The organism is Pseudomonas bubulae (assembly GCF_037023725.1).
GTDB classification, from domain to species: Bacteria; Pseudomonadota; Gammaproteobacteria; order Pseudomonadales; family Pseudomonadaceae; genus Aquipseudomonas; species Aquipseudomonas bubulae.
In genome coordinates, this window is sequence record NZ_CP146077.1 from 2,050,315 (window position 1) to 2,067,296 (window position 16,982).

14 protein-coding genes are annotated in these 16,982 nt (G+C 58.9%); 6 read left to right on the forward strand and 8 right to left on the reverse strand.

What is annotated here, in order from left to right; all coding sequences use genetic code 11:
• Positions 1–59: 59 nt before the first annotated feature.
• The 7 genes from V6L81_RS09550 to V6L81_RS09580 form a co-directional block, all read right to left on the reverse strand.
• Complete coding sequence (locus V6L81_RS09550) at positions 60–1,046, reverse strand: FecR family protein (protein WP_338660636.1); 987 nt, start codon at positions 1,044–1,046, stop codon at positions 60–62.
• A gap of 6 nt (positions 1,047–1,052) precedes the next feature.
• On the reverse strand, positions 1,053–1,571 hold the full coding sequence (locus V6L81_RS09555) for a sigma-70 family RNA polymerase sigma factor (protein ID WP_095003108.1): 519 nt from the start codon (positions 1,569–1,571) through the stop codon (positions 1,053–1,055).
• Between the two features lie 205 nt (positions 1,572–1,776).
• The gene (locus V6L81_RS09560; protein WP_095003109.1) at positions 1,777–2,511 is read right to left on the reverse strand and encodes a phosphoadenylyl-sulfate reductase; all 735 of its coding nucleotides are present in this window, start codon (positions 2,509–2,511) and stop codon (positions 1,777–1,779) included.
• 68 nt (positions 2,512–2,579) lie between these two features.
• Positions 2,580–3,923: an aminodeoxychorismate synthase component I gene (pabB, locus tag V6L81_RS09565; RefSeq protein WP_095032475.1), complete on the reverse strand. Its 1,344-nt coding sequence runs from the start codon at positions 3,921–3,923 to the stop codon at positions 2,580–2,582.
• 188 nt (positions 3,924–4,111) lie between these two features.
• Entirely contained in the window at positions 4,112–5,095 is a 984-nt protein-coding gene (locus V6L81_RS09570; protein ID WP_095003110.1) for an alpha-L-glutamate ligase-like protein, read from the reverse strand.
• Positions 5,095–6,627 carry an inactive transglutaminase family protein gene (locus V6L81_RS09575; RefSeq protein WP_095003111.1) on the reverse strand — a complete coding sequence of 511 codons (1,533 nt, stop codon included), beginning with the start codon at positions 6,625–6,627 and terminating at the stop codon, positions 5,095–5,097. The genes V6L81_RS09570 and V6L81_RS09575 overlap by 1 nt, the downstream gene beginning before the upstream one ends.
• Before the next feature lie 5 nt (positions 6,628–6,632).
• A complete protein-coding gene (locus tag V6L81_RS09580) occupies positions 6,633–7,169 on the reverse strand; it encodes an ATP-dependent zinc protease (protein ID WP_095003112.1) in 537 nt (178 codons plus the stop codon).
• A 280-nt stretch (positions 7,170–7,449) separates the two neighbouring features.
• Between V6L81_RS09580 and V6L81_RS09585 the strand changes: the two genes are divergently transcribed.
• The 6 genes from V6L81_RS09585 to prpD all read left to right on the forward strand — a co-directional run bounded on the left by V6L81_RS09585 (position 7,450) and on the right by prpD (position 15,900).
• On the forward strand, positions 7,450–8,172 hold the full coding sequence (locus V6L81_RS09585; RefSeq protein WP_095003169.1) for a GntR family transcriptional regulator: 723 nt from the start codon (positions 7,450–7,452) through the stop codon (positions 8,170–8,172).
• Positions 8,169–9,056: a methylisocitrate lyase gene (prpB, locus tag V6L81_RS09590; RefSeq protein ID WP_019827683.1), complete on the forward strand. Its 888-nt coding sequence runs from the start codon at positions 8,169–8,171 to the stop codon at positions 9,054–9,056. Before V6L81_RS09585 ends, prpB begins: the two co-directional genes overlap by 4 nt.
• Positions 9,057–9,221: 165 nt before the next feature.
• The gene (gene prpC / locus V6L81_RS09595; RefSeq protein ID WP_095003113.1) at positions 9,222–10,349 is read left to right on the forward strand and encodes a 2-methylcitrate synthase; all 1,128 of its coding nucleotides are present in this window, start codon (positions 9,222–9,224) and stop codon (positions 10,347–10,349) included.
• A 75-nt stretch (positions 10,350–10,424) separates the two neighbouring features.
• Positions 10,425–13,016 carry a Fe/S-dependent 2-methylisocitrate dehydratase AcnD gene (gene acnD / locus V6L81_RS09600; RefSeq protein WP_095003114.1) on the forward strand — a complete coding sequence of 864 codons (2,592 nt, stop codon included), beginning with the start codon at positions 10,425–10,427 and terminating at the stop codon, positions 13,014–13,016.
• A gap of 47 nt (positions 13,017–13,063) precedes the next feature.
• Entirely contained in the window at positions 13,064–14,254 is a 1,191-nt protein-coding gene (gene prpF / locus V6L81_RS09605) for a 2-methylaconitate cis-trans isomerase PrpF (protein ID WP_095021006.1), read from the forward strand.
• 161 nt (positions 14,255–14,415) lie between these two features.
• Positions 14,416–15,900 carry a 2-methylcitrate dehydratase gene (prpD, locus tag V6L81_RS09610; protein ID WP_337859284.1) on the forward strand — a complete coding sequence of 495 codons (1,485 nt, stop codon included), beginning with the start codon at positions 14,416–14,418 and terminating at the stop codon, positions 15,898–15,900.
• A gap of 89 nt (positions 15,901–15,989) precedes the next feature.
• Here prpD and V6L81_RS09615 read toward each other — a convergent pair whose 3' ends face one another.
• On the reverse strand, positions 15,990–16,808 hold the full coding sequence (locus tag V6L81_RS09615; protein ID WP_016779906.1) for a pyruvate, water dikinase regulatory protein: 819 nt from the start codon (positions 16,806–16,808) through the stop codon (positions 15,990–15,992).
• Between the last annotated feature and the right edge of the window lie 174 nt (positions 16,809–16,982).

Sequence of the window (16,982 nt, forward strand, 5' to 3'; positions counted from 1 at the left end):
TGAGTCGTTGTTACCTACCTTGACGGCTGACTCGACAAAAGCGGAACGAATGGGAATTATTATTTTTCAGGGGGGTGCAACTGGCTGATCACAACCAGCCAGGGTGTGTAGGTTTTGATCTGCAGGGGCAAGGTGTCGGCGATCAGTTGCAACGCCCGGTCGGTATCGTCCAGAGGCAGTACAGCCGAGACGCGCAGGCCGGCCAGGGTGTTGCGATCAAACTGCAGGTGCCCGCGTCGATGGCGGGAAATTTCATCAAGCACCTGAGGCAGCGGCTGATCTTCAACCACCAGTTGATGGCGCTCCCAAGCCCGATCGATGCTGGCCGGGGAGATGCTGCCAGCCAGTTCGACCGAGCCCTGGCGAATCAGCGCCCGGGAGCCTGCACTCACCTCCAGGGTTTGCTGCTCGTTCGCGCTTTGCGCGGCGACGCGAGACTGCAACATGCTCAATACGGTGGTGTCACCCTGGCGCTTGACTACAAAGCGGGTGCCCAGGGCGCGCATGCTGCCTTGGGCTGTTTCCACGAAAAATGGCCGGGCGCTGTCATGGGCGACGTCGACCAGTACTTCACCTTGCAGTAGTTCAATGCGCCGCGCCTGGCCGTCAAAATGTACATTGAGCGCGCTGGTGCCGCTGAGGGTAATGCTCGAGTTGTCGGCCAGGCGCTGTGTTTTCCAGTCATTGGGGCCGGTGCTGATATCGGCCAGCCATTGCTCGGGATAATGGTTTTGCACCAGCAGGGTGGCCGGCAGGGCCAGGCAGCCGGCAATCAGCAGGGCGCGCAAGGCATGTTTGCGTCGGGTGACTGCCTTGCGCCCGGCAAATGCGGCATTGAGCGCTGCCTTGGCTGGCGTCGACTGCTGGCGCAACGCCTGTAGGCGGTTGATGACATCTTGCATGCGCCGGGCTGCGGCGGCGTGTTGCGGGCTTTGCTGTTTCCAGCGCTCGAATTCCAGGCGCAAGCCCTCGCTGAAGCCTTCTTCGTGCAGGCGAAGGATCCATTCGGCGGCTTGTTCGTCTATTGAATCGGGCTGTTCGGGCATGCGGGCTCAGGTGTTCAGGCTGTGGCTGCAATGCAGCAGGGCCTGGATAAGGTACTTGCGCACGGTGCGGTCAGACAGGCCCAGTTGCCGGGCGATTTGGCACTGGGTCAGGCCGTCCAGGTAATACAGCACAAAGGCCTGGCGGGCTTTGTCCTGCATGCCTTCAAGAATAAAGGCGATCTGCTCCAGGGCTTCCAGGGTGGTAAGAATTTGCTCGGGTGATTGATAGCCTTCGAGTGCCTCGGCGGTCAGCGCAAGTTCTTGCAAGTAGGCGTTTTCTATCTGTTTGCGGCGCACCTGATCGATGATCAGGCGGCGTGCCGTGGTGCTCAAAAAGGCCCGGGGCTCGCGCAGGGTGGCTACCGACTCGCGGGCATTGAGAATTCGGGCGAAGGTGTCCTGGGCCAGATCGGCGGCATTTTGCGCGCAACCGAGCTTTCTGCGTAGCCAGCCAAACAGCCAGCCGTGATGCTCGCAGTACAGTTCGGTAATAGCGCTCTGGTAGGACGGTTCACCCGAAGACATAGGACGCTGCCTAAATGTTATTGAGAATAATTACCAATTCTCAACGAAAGTCCGGGGTAAACGCAAGGCGGGCGATGAAATGTAACGGTCACTTGCAACTGTGGGAGCGGGCTTGCTCGCGATGGGATCGCCTCGGTGTGGCAGGTACACCGCGTTGTATCCATCGCGAGCAAGCCCGCTCCCACAGAGTGTGGAGGCGGGTGTTTTAGTTCTTCGCGATCAAATTGCCGGCATGCAGCCCGCATTCTTTTTGCGTGGCTTCTTCCCACCACCAGCGGCCTTCGCGCTCGTGCTGGTTGGGCAGTACCGGACGGGTGCAGGGCTCGCAGCCGATGCTGATAAAGCCGCGTTCATGCAGGCTGTTGTAAGGCAGCTCCAGCATGCGGATATAGCCCCAGACTTCCTCGCTGGTCATTTGTGCCAACGGGTTGAACTTGTACAGCGTGCGCTCGGGTGTGGAGAACGCGCCGTCAATTTCCAGGGCGGCAACCTGGCTGCGGGTGCCGGGGCTCTGGTCGCGGCGCTGGCCGGTGGCCCAGGCCTTGACCGTCGACAGCTTGCGTCGCAGCGGCTCGATCTTGCGTATGCCGCAGCATTCGCCATGGCCGTCTTTATAGAAGCTGAACAGGCCTTTCTCTTTGACGAAGGGTTCGAGCTTGCTTTGATCCGGCGAGATCAGCTCGATCTGGATCTTGTAATGTTCACGTACCTGTTCGATAAACCGGTAGGTCTCGGGGTGCAGGCGGCCGGTGTCGAGGCTGAACACCTTGACGTTCTTGTTGAGCTTCCAGGCCATGTCTACCAGCACCACGTCTTCGGCGCCGCTGAAGGAGATCCAGAGTTCGTCGCCAAAATGTTCAAAGGCGAGTTTGAGAATATCTTGCGGGGACTTGCTGGCGTATGTCGCGGCGAGTTCGGCGACGTCAAACGGATGGCTCATCAGGCGGCTTCCTGCAGTGAATGGCGCTGGGCGCTCTCTAGTCTCGTGATCTTATCAAAAAGCGCGGGCTACAGGGTTTGCAGCGTATCGAGCAGTACCTTCACTTTGGTGATGGATTCCTGGTATTCATCCTGCCAGTCGGAGTCGGCCACAATGCCGCCGCCGCCCCAGCAACTGATGCGCCCGTCCTTGACCAGCAGGCTGCGGATGGCGATGGAGCTGTCCATTTCGCCACGCACGTCGAGGTACAGCAGAGAGCCGCAGTAAATGCTGCGTCGGGTGGGTTCCAGCTCGTCGATGATCTGCATGGCGCGGATTTTCGGGGCGCCGGTAATCGAGCCGCCCGGGAAGCTGTCGCCAATCAGGTCCAGGGCGTCTTTGCCATCGGCCAGTTCGCCGATCACGCTGCTCACCAGGTGATGGACGTTGGGATAGCTTTCGAGTGTAAACAACTGCGGCACGCTCACCGAACCGGTGCGGCAGGTGCGCCCCAGGTCGTTGCGCAGCAAATCGACGATCATCAGGTTTTCTGCGCGATCCTTGGGGCTGGCCAGCAGTTCGGCGGCGTTGGCTGCATCTTCGCGGCTGTCTTTGCCCCTTGGGCGGGTGCCTTTGATCGGTCGGGTTTCCACTTGATTCTGACTTATCCGTACAAAGCGCTCAGGAGAGAGGCTCAGGATCGCGTTGTCGCCCGCCAGGCTCATAAAGCCGGAAAAAGGTGTGGGGCAGGCCGCGCGCAATGCGCCATAGGCACTCCAGGCATCGCCCTCGCACTGGCCGCTGAAGCGCTGGGTGTAATTGACCTGATAGCAGTCGCCCGCCTGGATATACCGATGGATCTGTTTCAGAGCCTGCTGGTACTGGCTGGCGCTGATATCCGGTTGCATCGGTTGCTTGAGATTGAATGGCTTGTTGTGCGACGGGGCAGGCTGGCTGAACAACTGGATCAGGCGCTGGCGCTCTGCTGTTTCGAGGTTTGGGTGAAATACAAGCTGGCTGGTGGCTGCATAATGGTCACTGATCAGCGCCCAGGCATACAGGCCCAATTGCGCTTCGGGCAGGTGCAGGTCATCCCGGGCGTTGGCGGGCAGCTGTTCGAGTTGTCGGCCAAAGTCGTAACTCAGGTAACCGATCAGACCGCCAGCAAACGGCAGCTCGTATTCGTCCGGGAGGCTGGCAGCGCCCAGTTGCTTGAGGCCTTCACGCAGGCGTTGCAGAAAGTCTCGTCCCGACTCGTCTGGCTGCAGGGTCAGTTCTGCCTCAGGCCATGCGCTCATCAGGTCAAAGCGACCACGGTCTGCAGTGGGGCGGCCACTGTCGAGCAGCACGGCGCCGGGTGCATTGCGAATGGCCGAAAAATAGTCGGCAGGGTTGGCGAGGTAAGGCAGCGGGTGTACGGAGCAGGTCAACATGCGCAGCAAATCAGCCATCGGAGCGGGGGGCTGATTGTAGTCCTGTGCAGGGTTGCAAATCTATGCGGCTTGTGGGAACTGCGAGAACTGTGGGAGCGGGCTTGCTCGCGATAGAAGTGACGCGGTTTAGCAGGTAAAACGCGTTGATAGCATCGCGAGCAAGCCCGCTCCCAAAGGTGTGAAAACGCTTATTCGGGCGGGTGAATATGGCCGAACAGTTCCTGGGCAAAGCGCACGCGCTCTTCCGGTGTTTCCTTGATGCCTTTGGCGGCCAGTTCTTCGAGGTGGGCCTCGACTGCGTGGGTGCGCAGGGTCAGGCCGCAATCGTTGGCAATCTGGATATTCAGCCCCGGACGGGCGTTGAGTTCCAGAATCAGCGGGCCTTTATCCTGATCGAGAACCATGTCCACGCCGATGTAGCCCAGGCCGCACAACTCGTAGCAACCGGCCGCCAGCTTCATGAAACCGTCCCAGTTGGGCAGTTGCACGCCGTCCACCGCGTTGGTGGTGTCGGGGTGCTTGCTGATGATGTTGTTCAGCCAGGTGCCACGCAGGGTCAGGCCGGTGGCCAGGTCGACGCCAACACCGATGGCGCCCTGGTGCAGGTTGGCCTTGCCGCCCGATTGCCGGGTAGGCAGGCGCAGCATGGCCATTACCGGGTAACCCATCAGCACGATGATGCGGATATCCGGCACGCCTTCGTAGCTGATGCTTTTGAAGATCTGGTCCGGGGTTACCCGGTATTCGATCAATGCCCGGTCCCGGTGACCACCCAGGGAGTACAGGCCGGTGAGGATGCTGGAAATCTGATGTTCGATCTCTTCATGGCTGATGATCTTGCCCGAGACGGTACGGAAGCGGTCTTCGAAGCGGTCCGCGATCACCAGAATGCCGTCACCGCCCGCGCCTTGTGCGGGCTTGATCACGAAGTCGTTGCGGTCACCGATGATGTCATCCAGCTTTTCGATTTCTTTCTCGGTGGAAATCACGCCGTACATCTCAGGTACGTGAATGCCCGCTTTGATTGCACGTTCCTTGGTGATGATCTTGTCATCCACAATCGGATACAGGCTGCGTTTGTTGTACTTGAGTACGTAGTCCGCATTGCGCCGATTAATGCCCATGATGCCCCGGGCTTCCAGGGCCTTCCAGGTCTTCCAGAAGCCGAACATCAGGAGTCAGCCTTCAAGAATGCTTTGAAACGCACCAGTTCGGTCAGGCGGTAGCCACGATAGCGACCCATTGCCAGCATGAAGCCCACCATGATCAGCAGGATCGCCGGGAAGGTGAACACGAAGTACACCAGTTCCGGCACGCTCATGACCAGATACGCCAGGGTGGCTGCGAACAGGGTGCCGATCGCGACCTTCATGGCATGCCCGCCACCGCGCTCTTCCCAGGTGATCGACAGGCGCTCGATGGTCATCGTCAGAATCACCATCGGGAACAAGGCGACTGAAAGCCCGCGCTCCAGACCCAGCTTGTGGCTGAACAGGCTGATGGCCGCGATCAGGATAACGACAAAGGTCAGTACTACAGACAGGCGTGGCAGCATCTGCAGCTTCAAGTGTTCAAGGTAGGAACGTAGCGTCAGCCCAAGTGCGGTGATCACCGTAAAGAGGATGATGCCGAAGCCCAGTTGGGTCTCGCGGAAGGCCAGGGCAATCAGTACCGGGGTGAATGTGCCCAGGGTTTGCAGGCCGATCAGGTTGCGCAGAATCAGGATCACCAGTACCCCGATCGGGATCATGACCATGATCATGAAGGTTTGCTGGGTCTGCAGCGGCAAGCCGTACAGTGAGTATTCGAGGAAGTTGGCGTCGGTGTTTTCGTCGGTCAGCTTGGCCAGGCGAATGGCGTTCATTTCGCTGTTGTTCAGGCTGAAAGTAACGTTGGCTTTTTTGCCGCCATCGACGGTTACCATCGGTTCGTCGCCGATCCACCACAGCAGGCGGTCGGATGGCAGGCCCTGTTCGCCGGTTTCCGGGTTGAAGTACAGCCAGTCGTTGCCGTTAAAGCTGCGCAGCCACAGTTCCGGGGTTTGCGGCTGATCGGCTACCAGGCGGATGGTGTGGACTTTTTCCATTGGAACGTGGGCAATCGACAGCAGCAGCTCGATGATTTGTGCCTTGTGCGCAGTCGAAGGATCACCCGCCAGCAGCAGTTTCACGTTGTCATCATTGGCATTGCTGACGCGCTTGATGGTTTCGCTGATAAAGGTTTCGACATCGGCCGAGTGCTGGCGGATAGGTGCAAGCAAGGCTTCGGCGGCGATTTTTTCCGGGCCTTCCACGGCGATGCTGTCGCGGAACACCGGGCCTTTGACCTTGGTCTTGTCGCCCGAGTAGCGCTTGGTCAACACCAGGCGGTAGTACAGGGTTTGCTTGCCACTGACCCGGCGTGCCGACCAGGTGACCTTGCGGTTGCCGTCAACCCGGTTGACGCTCACCCCGTAGTTGTTGGAGATAAAGCTCTCGTTGAGGCTGACGTAGTCGCGGTTAAGCGGCGGCACGAACATCTGGATCTTGACCGGGTCTTTGGAGCTGGCGACGAACTCGACCTTGGCGTCGATATTCCACAAGTCGTCCGTGGCGTCTTCGGTCACAGGAATGCCGAGGACGAAAATCTGATAGGCCGTAATCGAAATGCCCAGCACCACAAGGATGGTGATCAAGATTTTCAGGTGAAGGGTAAGAGCGCGCATTTCAATTACTCTGCGGTTTGAGCGTTGGCGACGCAGGCAGGTTTGCCAGCAGCGTATTTAAGGCTTGGGTCGACCAGCGCATCAAAGCGTTTGAGCGCTTCGGAGCCAATCAACAGCGGGTATTGGAACGCACTTCTATCGGTCAAGTTCACTTCGATGGTGCGTAAAGCCTTGCCCATGCAGATTTCCAGGGAAATAACCGGGCGCGAGGTGTAGTTCTTGTCGGACTCAGGATCGTAATCACCCGAGCGTCGCTTGATCTTGCTGACACGGGCCAGCGGGCGTTCGATGGGGTGCGAGTGGGCATCATCGATGGCCAGGTAAAAGCGTACCCAGCTCTCGCCATCACGCTTGAAGCGCTTGATATCTCGGGCGCTGAGCGAGGCGGTCTTGGCGCCGGTGTCGAGTTTGGCCGCCACCTGCAGGTCGATACCTGCCAGTTCAGCGTATTCGTTGAGGCCGTACACGGTTTTTTCGCCAGCCAGGCTCAGGCCGGGTATGCACAGCAGGAAGGCGAGGATATAGAGGGGAAGCAATTTCATAAATCGAAGCACGTCTCTTGCAATCTTCAGTTCAAGGCGACTGGCAGGAGCGCAAGTTTCCTCGTGCGGCTGCCCTATGGATGAGGGCAGGGCGGATGCGGTCGGCATTCTAACATGATGGTTTTATGGCGCCAGCGCCGAGGCGCTTGCAAGCGGCGATCAACCCTGTCGATACAACCAAGGTCGTATTCTTGGATTGTCGACAATGTCGATTTATTCTTTGACTATCAGGGCTGAAATGGCTAATTTCAGCACTAATGATTTTCAAGGTGTCGACAATATGCTGCAAGCACTGGAGCCTGCCACGATCGCCCAGGACGACTCGGAAACCCTTTCCGAGAACGTTTTTCGGCGCATTCAGGCGGCTATTGTCAAAGGCGAAATCGCCCCGGGAAGCAAGATCTCCGAACCCGAACTGGCGCGCACCTACGGCATCAGCCGCGGGCCATTGCGCGAAGCCATCCATCGCCTTGAAGGCCAGCGTTTGTTGGTGCGCGTCCCCCATGTCGGGGCGCGGGTCGTGTCGCTGAGCCATGCCGAGCTGATCGAACTCTACGAAATTCGCGAGTCCCTGGAAGGCATGGCCTGCCGCCTGGCCGCCGAACGCATGAGTGACGAAGACATCGCCGAGCTACGCCAGGTGCTCGAAACCCATGAGCGCGATGAGGCGTTTCAGGCGGGCGTCGGTTACTACCAGCAAGAAGGCGACTTCGATTTTCATTACAAAATTATTCAGGGCAGTGGCAATCGCACCCTGACGCAAATGCTCTGTGGCGAGTTGTACCAGTTGGTGCGCATGTACCGCATCCAGTTTTCCGCCACGCCCAACCGTCCACATCAGGCGTTTGCCGAGCATCACCGGATTCTCGATGCCATTGCCGATCGCGACGGCGAACTGGCCGAATTGTTGATGCGCCGACATATCGGCGCATCTAAACGCAATATTGCCCGTCATTACCAAGACGGTGCCCAGCAGACAGCCACTCCACGAGGTGAGTCATGAGCAATAAGAACAGTCCAGGCCAGCGTTTCCGTGATGCAGTTGCAAGCGAACATCCTTTGCAAGTGGTGGGTGCGATCAACGCCAATCATGCGCTGCTGGCCAAGCGTGCGGGTTTCAAGGCCATCTATCTATCGGGTGGAGGCGTCGCAGCCGGGTCGCTGGGCGTACCTGATCTGGGTATTACGGGTCTGGACGATGTACTGACTGATGTACGACGCATTACCGATGTATGTGATCTGCCATTGCTGGTGGACGTGGATACCGGCTTCGGCTCTTCGTTTTTCAACGTGTCCCGCACGGTCAAGTCGATGATCAAGTTCGGCGCTGCGGCGATTCACATTGAAGACCAGGTAGGCGCCAAGCGTTGCGGTCATCGCCCGAACAAGGAAATCGTTTCGCTGCAGGAAATGGTCGACCGTATCAAGGCCGCCGTCGATGCGCGTACCGATGACAGCTTCGTGATCATGGCGCGAACCGATGCGCTGGCGGTGGAAGGGCTTGAGTCAGCCCTGGAACGTGCCGCGGCCTGTGTTGAAGCGGGTGCTGACATGGTGTTCCCGGAAGCCATTACCGAGCTTGAGATGTACAAACTGTTTGCCAACCGGGTCAAAGCCCCGATCCTGGCCAATATCACCGAATTCGGTGCCACGCCGCTGTACACCACCGAGCAACTGGCCGGTGCTGACGTATCGCTGGTGCTGTATCCGCTGTCGGCATTCCGGGCCATGAACAAGGCGGCCGAAAACGTCTACACCGCGATCCGCCGCGACGGCACCCAGCAAAACGTGATCGACACCATGCAAACCCGCATGGAACTTTACGATGCCATCAACTACCACGAGTTCGAGCAGAAACTCGATGCGTTGTTTGCCGCGAAGAAGTAACAGAACACTGTGACTCTGTGGGCGCGGGCTTGCTCGCGATAGGGTCACCGCAGTGATTCAGGCAAACCGTGTTGCCTGAATCGCGAGCAGGCTCGCTCCCACACAGGTATGTATTGAACCCAGTAGTTGCCGAATCCCTAACAAATTCAAGATTGGAGAAGCGCAATGGCCGAAGCAAAAGTATTGAGTGGTGCCGGACTACGCGGCCAGGTGGCCGGGCAAACGGCCCTGTCCACCGTAGGCCAGGAAGGCGCAGGCCTCACTTATCGTGGTTATGACGTACGTGAACTGGCGGCCGAAGCACGCTTTGAAGAAGTGGCTTACCTGCTGTTATATGGCGAACTGCCGACCAAGACCCAACTGGCTGCCTACACGGCCAAGCTGCAAAAGCTGCGCGATCTGCCCCAGGCATTGAAAGAAGTGCTGGAGCGCATTCCCGCCGACGCCCACCCGATGGACGTGATGCGCACCGGTTGCTCGTTCCTGGGCAATATCGAGCCGGAGAAAGACTTCGCCGAGCAACAAGACAAGACCGACCGCCTGCTGGCTGCCTTCCCGGCGATCATGTGCTACTGGTATCGCTTCAGCCATGACGGCAAGCGCATTCACTGCGTAACCGACGAGGAGTCGATCGGCGGCCACTTCCTGCACTTGCTGCACGACAAAAAACCGAGCGAGTTGCACGTCAAGGTGATGAACGTGTCACTGATCCTTTACGCCGAGCACGAGTTCAACGCTTCGACCTTTACTGCCCGTGTTTGTGCTTCGACCTTGTCCGACCTGTATTCATGCATCACTGCAGCGATCGGCTCGCTGCGCGGCCCGCTGCACGGCGGCGCCAACGAGGCGGCGATGGAAATGATCGAACGTTTCGGTTCAGCAGAAGAGGCGGTGCAAGGCACCCTCGGCATGCTGGCGCGCAAGGACAAGATCATGGGCTTCGGCCATGCGATCTATAAAGACAGCGACCCGCGTAACGAAGTGATCAAGGGCTGGTCGAAAAAACTTGCCGACGAAGTGGGCGACACCGTGTTGTTCCCGGTCTCCGAAGCGATCGACAAAACCATGTGGGAACAAAAGAAGCTGTTCCCCAACGCCGATTTCTACCATGCCTCGGCGTATCACTTCATGGGTATCCCGACCAAGCTGTTTACCCCGATCTTTGTCTGCTCACGCCTGACCGGCTGGGCGGCGCATGTGTTCGAGCAGCGTGCCAACAACCGCATCATCCGTCCGAGCGCCGAATACATCGGCGTAGAACAGCGCAAGTTCGTGCCAATCGAACGTCGCTGAGTGAGGCCACTGGCTCCCGCTGAAGGTGGGAGCCGGTTCCCTCTTTTGTAACTACCGTGATCGAGTCCTGCGCCAATGAATACTGAATTTCGCAAAACATTACCGGGCACCCGGCTGGATTATTTCGACACCCGTGCGGCCGTCGATGCGATCAAGCCCGGTGCGTACGACACATTGCCTTACACCTCCCGCGTACTGGCCGAAAATCTGGTACGCCGCTGTGATCCTGCCACCCTGAATGCATCGCTGAGCCAGTTGATCGATCGCAAGCGCGATCTCGACTTTCCGTGGTTCCCGGCGCGTGTGGTGTGCCACGACATTCTCGGCCAGACCGCGCTGGTCGACCTCGCCGGCCTGCGTGACGCCATCGCCCAGCAGGGTGGTGACCCGGCCCAGGTCAATCCGGTAGTGCCGACCCAACTGATCGTCGACCACTCGCTGGCGGTGGAATGCGGCGGCTACGACCCCGAGGCATTTGAAAAGAACCGCGCCATCGAGGACCGTCGCAACGAAGACCGCTTCCACTTTATCGAGTGGACCAAAAAAGCCTTTAAAAACGTTGATGTGATCCCGCCGGGCAACGGCATCATGCACCAGATCAACCTGGAGAAAATGTCTCCGGTGATCCAGGTGCGCGACGGTGTGGCCTTCCCGGATACCTGCGTAGGCACTGACAGCCACACCCCTCACGTGGATTCGCTGGGCGTGATCGCCATTGGTGTCGGTGGCCTTGAGGCCGAAAGCGTGATGCTTGGCCGTGCCTCGTGGATGCGCCTGCCGGAAATCGTCGGCGTCGAACTGACCGGCAAGCTGCAACCGGGCATTACTGCCACCGATATGGTGCTGGCGCTCACCGAGTTCCTGCGCAAGCAGAAAGTGGTCGGTGCCTGGCTGGAGTTCTTCGGTGAAGGTGCCGCAGCGCTGACCCTGGGCGACCGTGCCACCATTTCCAACATGGCTCCGGAATACGGCGCCACGGCTGCGATGTTTTACATCGACCAGCAAACCATCGACTACCTCAAGCTGACTGGTCGTGAAGATCAGCAAGTGCAACTGGTGGAGAACTACGCCAGGGTCAGCGGCCTGTGGGCCGACAGCCTGAAGGGTGCGCAGTACGAGCGCAGCCTGAGCTTTGACCTGTCGTCGGTAGTGCGCAACATGGCCGGACCGAGCAACCCCCACGCGCGCGTGGCCACCACTGACCTGGCGGCCAAAGGCATCGCCGGTCAATGGGACGAAGTGCCGGGGCAAATGCCCGACGGCGCGGTCATCATCGCGGCGATCACCAGCTGCACCAATACCAGCAACCCGCGCAACGTGATCGCTGCGGGCTTGATGGCGCGCAATGCCAACCAGCTTGGCCTGAGCCGCAAACCGTGGGTCAAAACCTCGCTGGCACCGGGCTCCAAAACCGTGGCCCTGTATCTGGACGAAGCCGGTTTGACCCATGAACTGGAAAAACTGGGGTTTGGCGTGGTGGCATTTGCCTGCACCACCTGCAACGGTATGTCCGGTGCCCTGGACCCGGCCATCCAGCAGGAAATCATCGACCGCGACCTGTACGCCACGGCTGTACTGTCGGGCAACCGCAACTTTGACGGGCGTATTCACCCTTACGCCAAACAGGCGTTTCTCGCCTCGCCGCCGCTGGTGGTGGCCTACGCGATTGCCGGCACTATCCGCTTCGATATCGAGAAAGATGTATTGGGCCTGGACGCCAATGGCAAGGAAATCCGCCTGAAAGACATCTGGCCGAGCGATGAAGAAATCGACGCCGTGGTCAAGGCCGCCGTGAAGCCGGAGCAGTTCCGCCAGGTGTATATCCCGATGTTCGCCATTCATGAAGACACCGGCCCGAAAGTCGAGCCGCTGTATGACTGGCGCCCGCAGAGCACGTACATCCGCCGTCCGCCGTACTGGGAAGGTGCGTTGGCCGGGGCTCGTCCGCTCAAGGGCATGCGCCCGCTGGCGGTACTGCCGGACAACATCACCACAGACCACTTGTCGCCCTCCAACGCCATCATGCTCGACAGCGCCGCAGGCGAATATCTGGCGAAAATGGGCTTGCCGGAAGTCGACTTCAACTCATACGCAACGCACCGCGGCGACCACCTGACGGCCCAGCGCGCGACCTTCGCCAACCCGAAACTGTTCAACGAAATGGTGATCGAGGACGGCAAGGTCAAACAGGGCTCCCTGACTCGCCTTGAGCCCGAAGGGCAGGTGATGCGCATGTGGGAAGCCATCGAAACCTACATGGAACGCAAGCAGCCGTTGATCATTATCGCGGGCGCCGATTACGGTCAGGGTTCGTCCCGTGACTGGGCGGCCAAAGGGGTGCGCCTGGCAGGGGTCGAGGCCATTGCGGCCGAGGGCTTTGAGCGTATTCACCGTACCAACCTGGTGGGCATGGGCGTGTTGCCACTGGAATTTTTGCCGGGCACCAACCGCAAAACCCTGCAAATCGACGGCAGTGAAACCTACGACGTGATCGGCGAACGCACCCCGCGTGCCACGCTGACCCTGGTGATCACCCGCAAAAATGGTGAGCGCTTGGAAGTGCCGGTGACCTGCCGCCTGGATACTGCGGAAGAAGTCTCGATCTACGAAGCAGGCGGCGTGTTGCAGCGTTTTGCCCAGGACTTCCTGGAATCGGCGACAGCCTAACCCCAGCGCCGGGGCCACGAGCCCCGGCAACTACAGGACTCAGTGATATGGCCTACGCAGCGCAAATCAGAATTCCCGCGACCTATATGCGTGGCGGCACCAGTAAAGGCGTGTTCTTCAGTCTGCTGGACCTTCCCGCCGTGGCTCAGGTACCGGGTGCCGCCCGTGATGCCTTGTTGTTGCGCGTGATCGGTAGCCCAGACCCTTACGAAAAACAGATCGACGGCATGGGCGCGGCCACTTCCAGCACCAGCAAAACCGTGATCGTCAGCAAAAGCCTGCGTGCGGATCATGATGTCGATTACCTGTTCGGTCAGGTCGCGATCGACAAGCCCTTTGTGGACTGGAGCGGCAACTGCGGCAACCTGTCTGCGGCGGTCGGGTCGTTCGCGGTCAGCAGCGGCCTGGTGGATACCGCTCGTATCCCCCGCAATGGTACGGCGGTGGTACGTATCTGGCAGGCCAATATTGGCAAGACCATCATTGCCCATGTGCCGATCACCGACGGTGCGGTACAGGAAACCGGCGATTTTGAACTCGACGGCGTGACCTTCCCGGCCGCAGAAGTGCAGTTGGAATTTATCAGCCCGGCAGCGGATGAAGAGGGGGCAGGCGGTTCGATGTTTCCAACCGGTAACCTGGTGGACGACCTCGAAGTACCGGGTGTCGGCACCTTGAACGTGACCATGATCAATGCCGGGATTCCGACGATTTTCGTCAATGCGCGGGATATCGGTTACAGCGGTGCAGAGCTGCAGAGCGACATCAACAGCGACCCTAAAGCCCTGGCCATGTTCGAAACTATCCGTGCTCACGGTGCGTTGCGCATGGGCCTGATAGACAAGCTTGAAGACGCGGCCAAGCGTCAGCACACGCCCAAGGTCGCCTTTGTTGCCGGGCCTGCGGACTACGTGTCATCCAGCGGCAAGCCGGTCAGTGCTCAGAGTGTGGATTTGCTGGTGCGGGCCTTGTCGATGGGCAAGTTGCACCACGCCATGATGGGCACCGCTGCGGTGGCCATCGGTACGGCTGCGGCGATCCCGGGCACGCTGGTCAACCTGGCGGCCGGTGGTGAACAGCGCGATGCCGTGCGCTTTGGCCATCCCTCGGGCACCTTGCGCGTGGGTGCCGAAGCCCGGCAGGTTGACGGCGAATGGACCGTGACCAAAGCCATCATGAGCCGCAGTGCGCGGGTACTGATGGAAGGCTGGGTGCGGGTGCCGGGTGATTCTTTTTGATCGGGTGAACCCTTTGCCCTCACCCTGACCCTCTCCCTCGGGGAGAGGGCCAGGGGCTAGGGGCTTTTGATTCTGATACATCAAACGGGCATTTAGACCCGCAAAATCACGATGAACCTGAGGATGGACACGACCCTTACCCACTCTTTGGAGACTGCCCCATGAGCGCCAACGTCGACCTCAACAACCGCCCCGATTACGACAAGGTTTTGCAGGACATTGCCGATTATGTCCTGACCTACACCATCACCTCCCCCGAAGCCCTCGATACTGCCCGCAACTGCCTGATGGATACCTTGGGCTGCGGCCTGCTGGCGCTGCGTTTTCCGGAGTGCACCAAGCACTTGGGGCCTTTCGTCGAGGGCACGGTTGTGCCTTTTGGCGCGAGGGTCCCAGGTACTTCGTTTCGCCTGGACCCGATCAAGGCGGCATGGGACATCGGCTGTATCGTGCGCTGGCTGGACTACAATGACACCTGGCTGGCGGCGGAGTGGGGCCATCCTTCGGATAATCTGGGCGGTATTCTGGCGGTAGCCGATCATCTGTCGCAAAAACGTGTAGCCAATGGCGAAGCGCCGATGACGATGCGGGCGGTGCTCGAAGCAATGATCATGGCCCATGAGATTCAGGGCGTGATTGCCCTGGAAAACTCTTTCAATCGTGTTGGCCTGGACCATGTTCTGCTGGTCAAGGTCGCCTCGACGGCGGTGTGCGCCAAACTGATGGGCGCCACTCGCGAGCAGTTGCTGTCGGCGCTGTCCCATGCTTTTGTGGATGGGCAGGCGTTGCGCACCTATCGTCATGCGCCGAACGCCGGATCGCGTAAATCCTGGGCTGCCGGGGATGCGTCGAGTCGCGGGGTGCGTCTGGCTGACATTGCGTTACGCGGTGAAATGGGCATCCCCGGGGTGCTGACTGCGCCGCAATGGGGCTTCTACGATGTGCTGTTCAGCCATACCAACAAGGATCTGGCGCTCAAGCCCGAGGACCAGCGCCAGTTCAGCCTGAGCCAGCCCTATGGCACCTATGTAATGGAAAACGTGCTGTTCAAGATCAGCTTCCCGGCCGAATTCCATGCGCAGACTGCGTGCGAAGCAGCAGTGACCTTGCATCCCCAGGTCAAGGACCGCTTGCACGATATCGAGAAAATCGTGATTACAACCCACGAATCGGCGATTCGGATCATTTCCAAGCAAGGCAAATTGGCCAACGCGGCGGACCGTGATCACTGTATTCAATACATGACCGCGGTACCGCTGGCGTTTGGCAATCTGATAGCAGAACACTACGAAGATGATTTTCACGCGGCCCACCCGATCATCGACCAATTGCGGGAAAAAATGGTAGTGGTCGAAAATCCGCGCTACACACGCGAGTACCTGGAGGCAGACAAACGCTCAATTGCCAATGCCATCGAGGTTTTTTTCAGCGATGGCACCAGCACCGGGCAGGTGGAAGTGGAATACCCCATTGGCCATCGTCGGCGTCGTGATGAGGGGATTCCATTGCTGGAGGACAAGTTCAGGGCCAACCTGGCCACCCGTTTTGTGAGCCAGCGGTGTGCGCAGATTTTTACCCTGTGCAAGGATCAGCAGGCGCTGGAGGCCACGCCGGTTAACCGGTTTGTGGACCTGTTGGTGATTTGAGCCAGAAGTGGGAGCGAGCCTGCTCGCGAAAGGGCTTTACCGGCTTCGCGAGCAGGCTCGCTCCCACAGGTTTCATGTGTTCAGGGCTGTTATTTGAACCGCCGCTCCACGCCTTTTTCGACCAGGATCTTGGCCGATATTTCTTCCACCGAGAAATGCGTGGAGTTGATATGCGGAATGTTTTCGCGCTGAAACAGGCGTTCAACTTCGCGCACTTCAAATTCGCACTGGGCAAAGCTTGAGTAGCGGCTGTTGGGCTTGCGTTCGTTGCGGATGGCCGTCAGGCGGTCCGGGTCGATGGTCAGGCCGAAGAGCTTGTGTTTGTGTTCACGCAGGGCAGCCGGCAGCTTGAGGCTTTCCATGTCGTCATCGGTCAGCGGGTAGTTGGCAGCGCGGATGCCGAATTGCATCGCCATATAAAGGCAGGTCGGGGTTTTGCCGCAACGGGACACGCCAACCAGGATCAGGTCGGCCTTGTCGTACTTGTGTGTGCGGGCGCCGTCATCATTGTCGAGGGCAAAGTTCACCGCCTCGATGCGCTCCATATAGTTGGAGTTGTGGCCAATGGAGTGGGACTTACCCACCGAATACGAGGAATGTTCACCCAGCGCCTGCTCCAGTGGAGCAAGGAAGCTGGAGAAGATGTCGATCATGAAACCATTGGACGTGGCGAGGATTTCGCGAATGTCCTGATTGACGATAGTGTCGAAAATTATCGGGCTGAATCCGTCTTTTTCGGCGGCGTTATCGATTTGTTGTACCATTGCCCGCGCTTTTTCCACGCTGTCTATGTAGGGGCGCGTGAACTTGCTGAAGGTCACATTTTCGAATTGTGCCAGCAAACTCTGGCCCAGGGTTTCGGCAGTAATACCGGTGCCATCGGATATAAAGAAAGCAGATCGTTTCATTTGCGCCTTGGGCCTTAAGCTGGTGACGATTCTTGGATATGATAGGCGCGCTTTTGTCGCGCTACATGACAGGCAGTGTCACTTATTTTCCAGGTCCAGGCCACAATCGCTGTGATGCCTCATGATGAGGGTCCAGCGCCCTGAGCTTTTCCCAACACCGTTAGTGGAGAGATC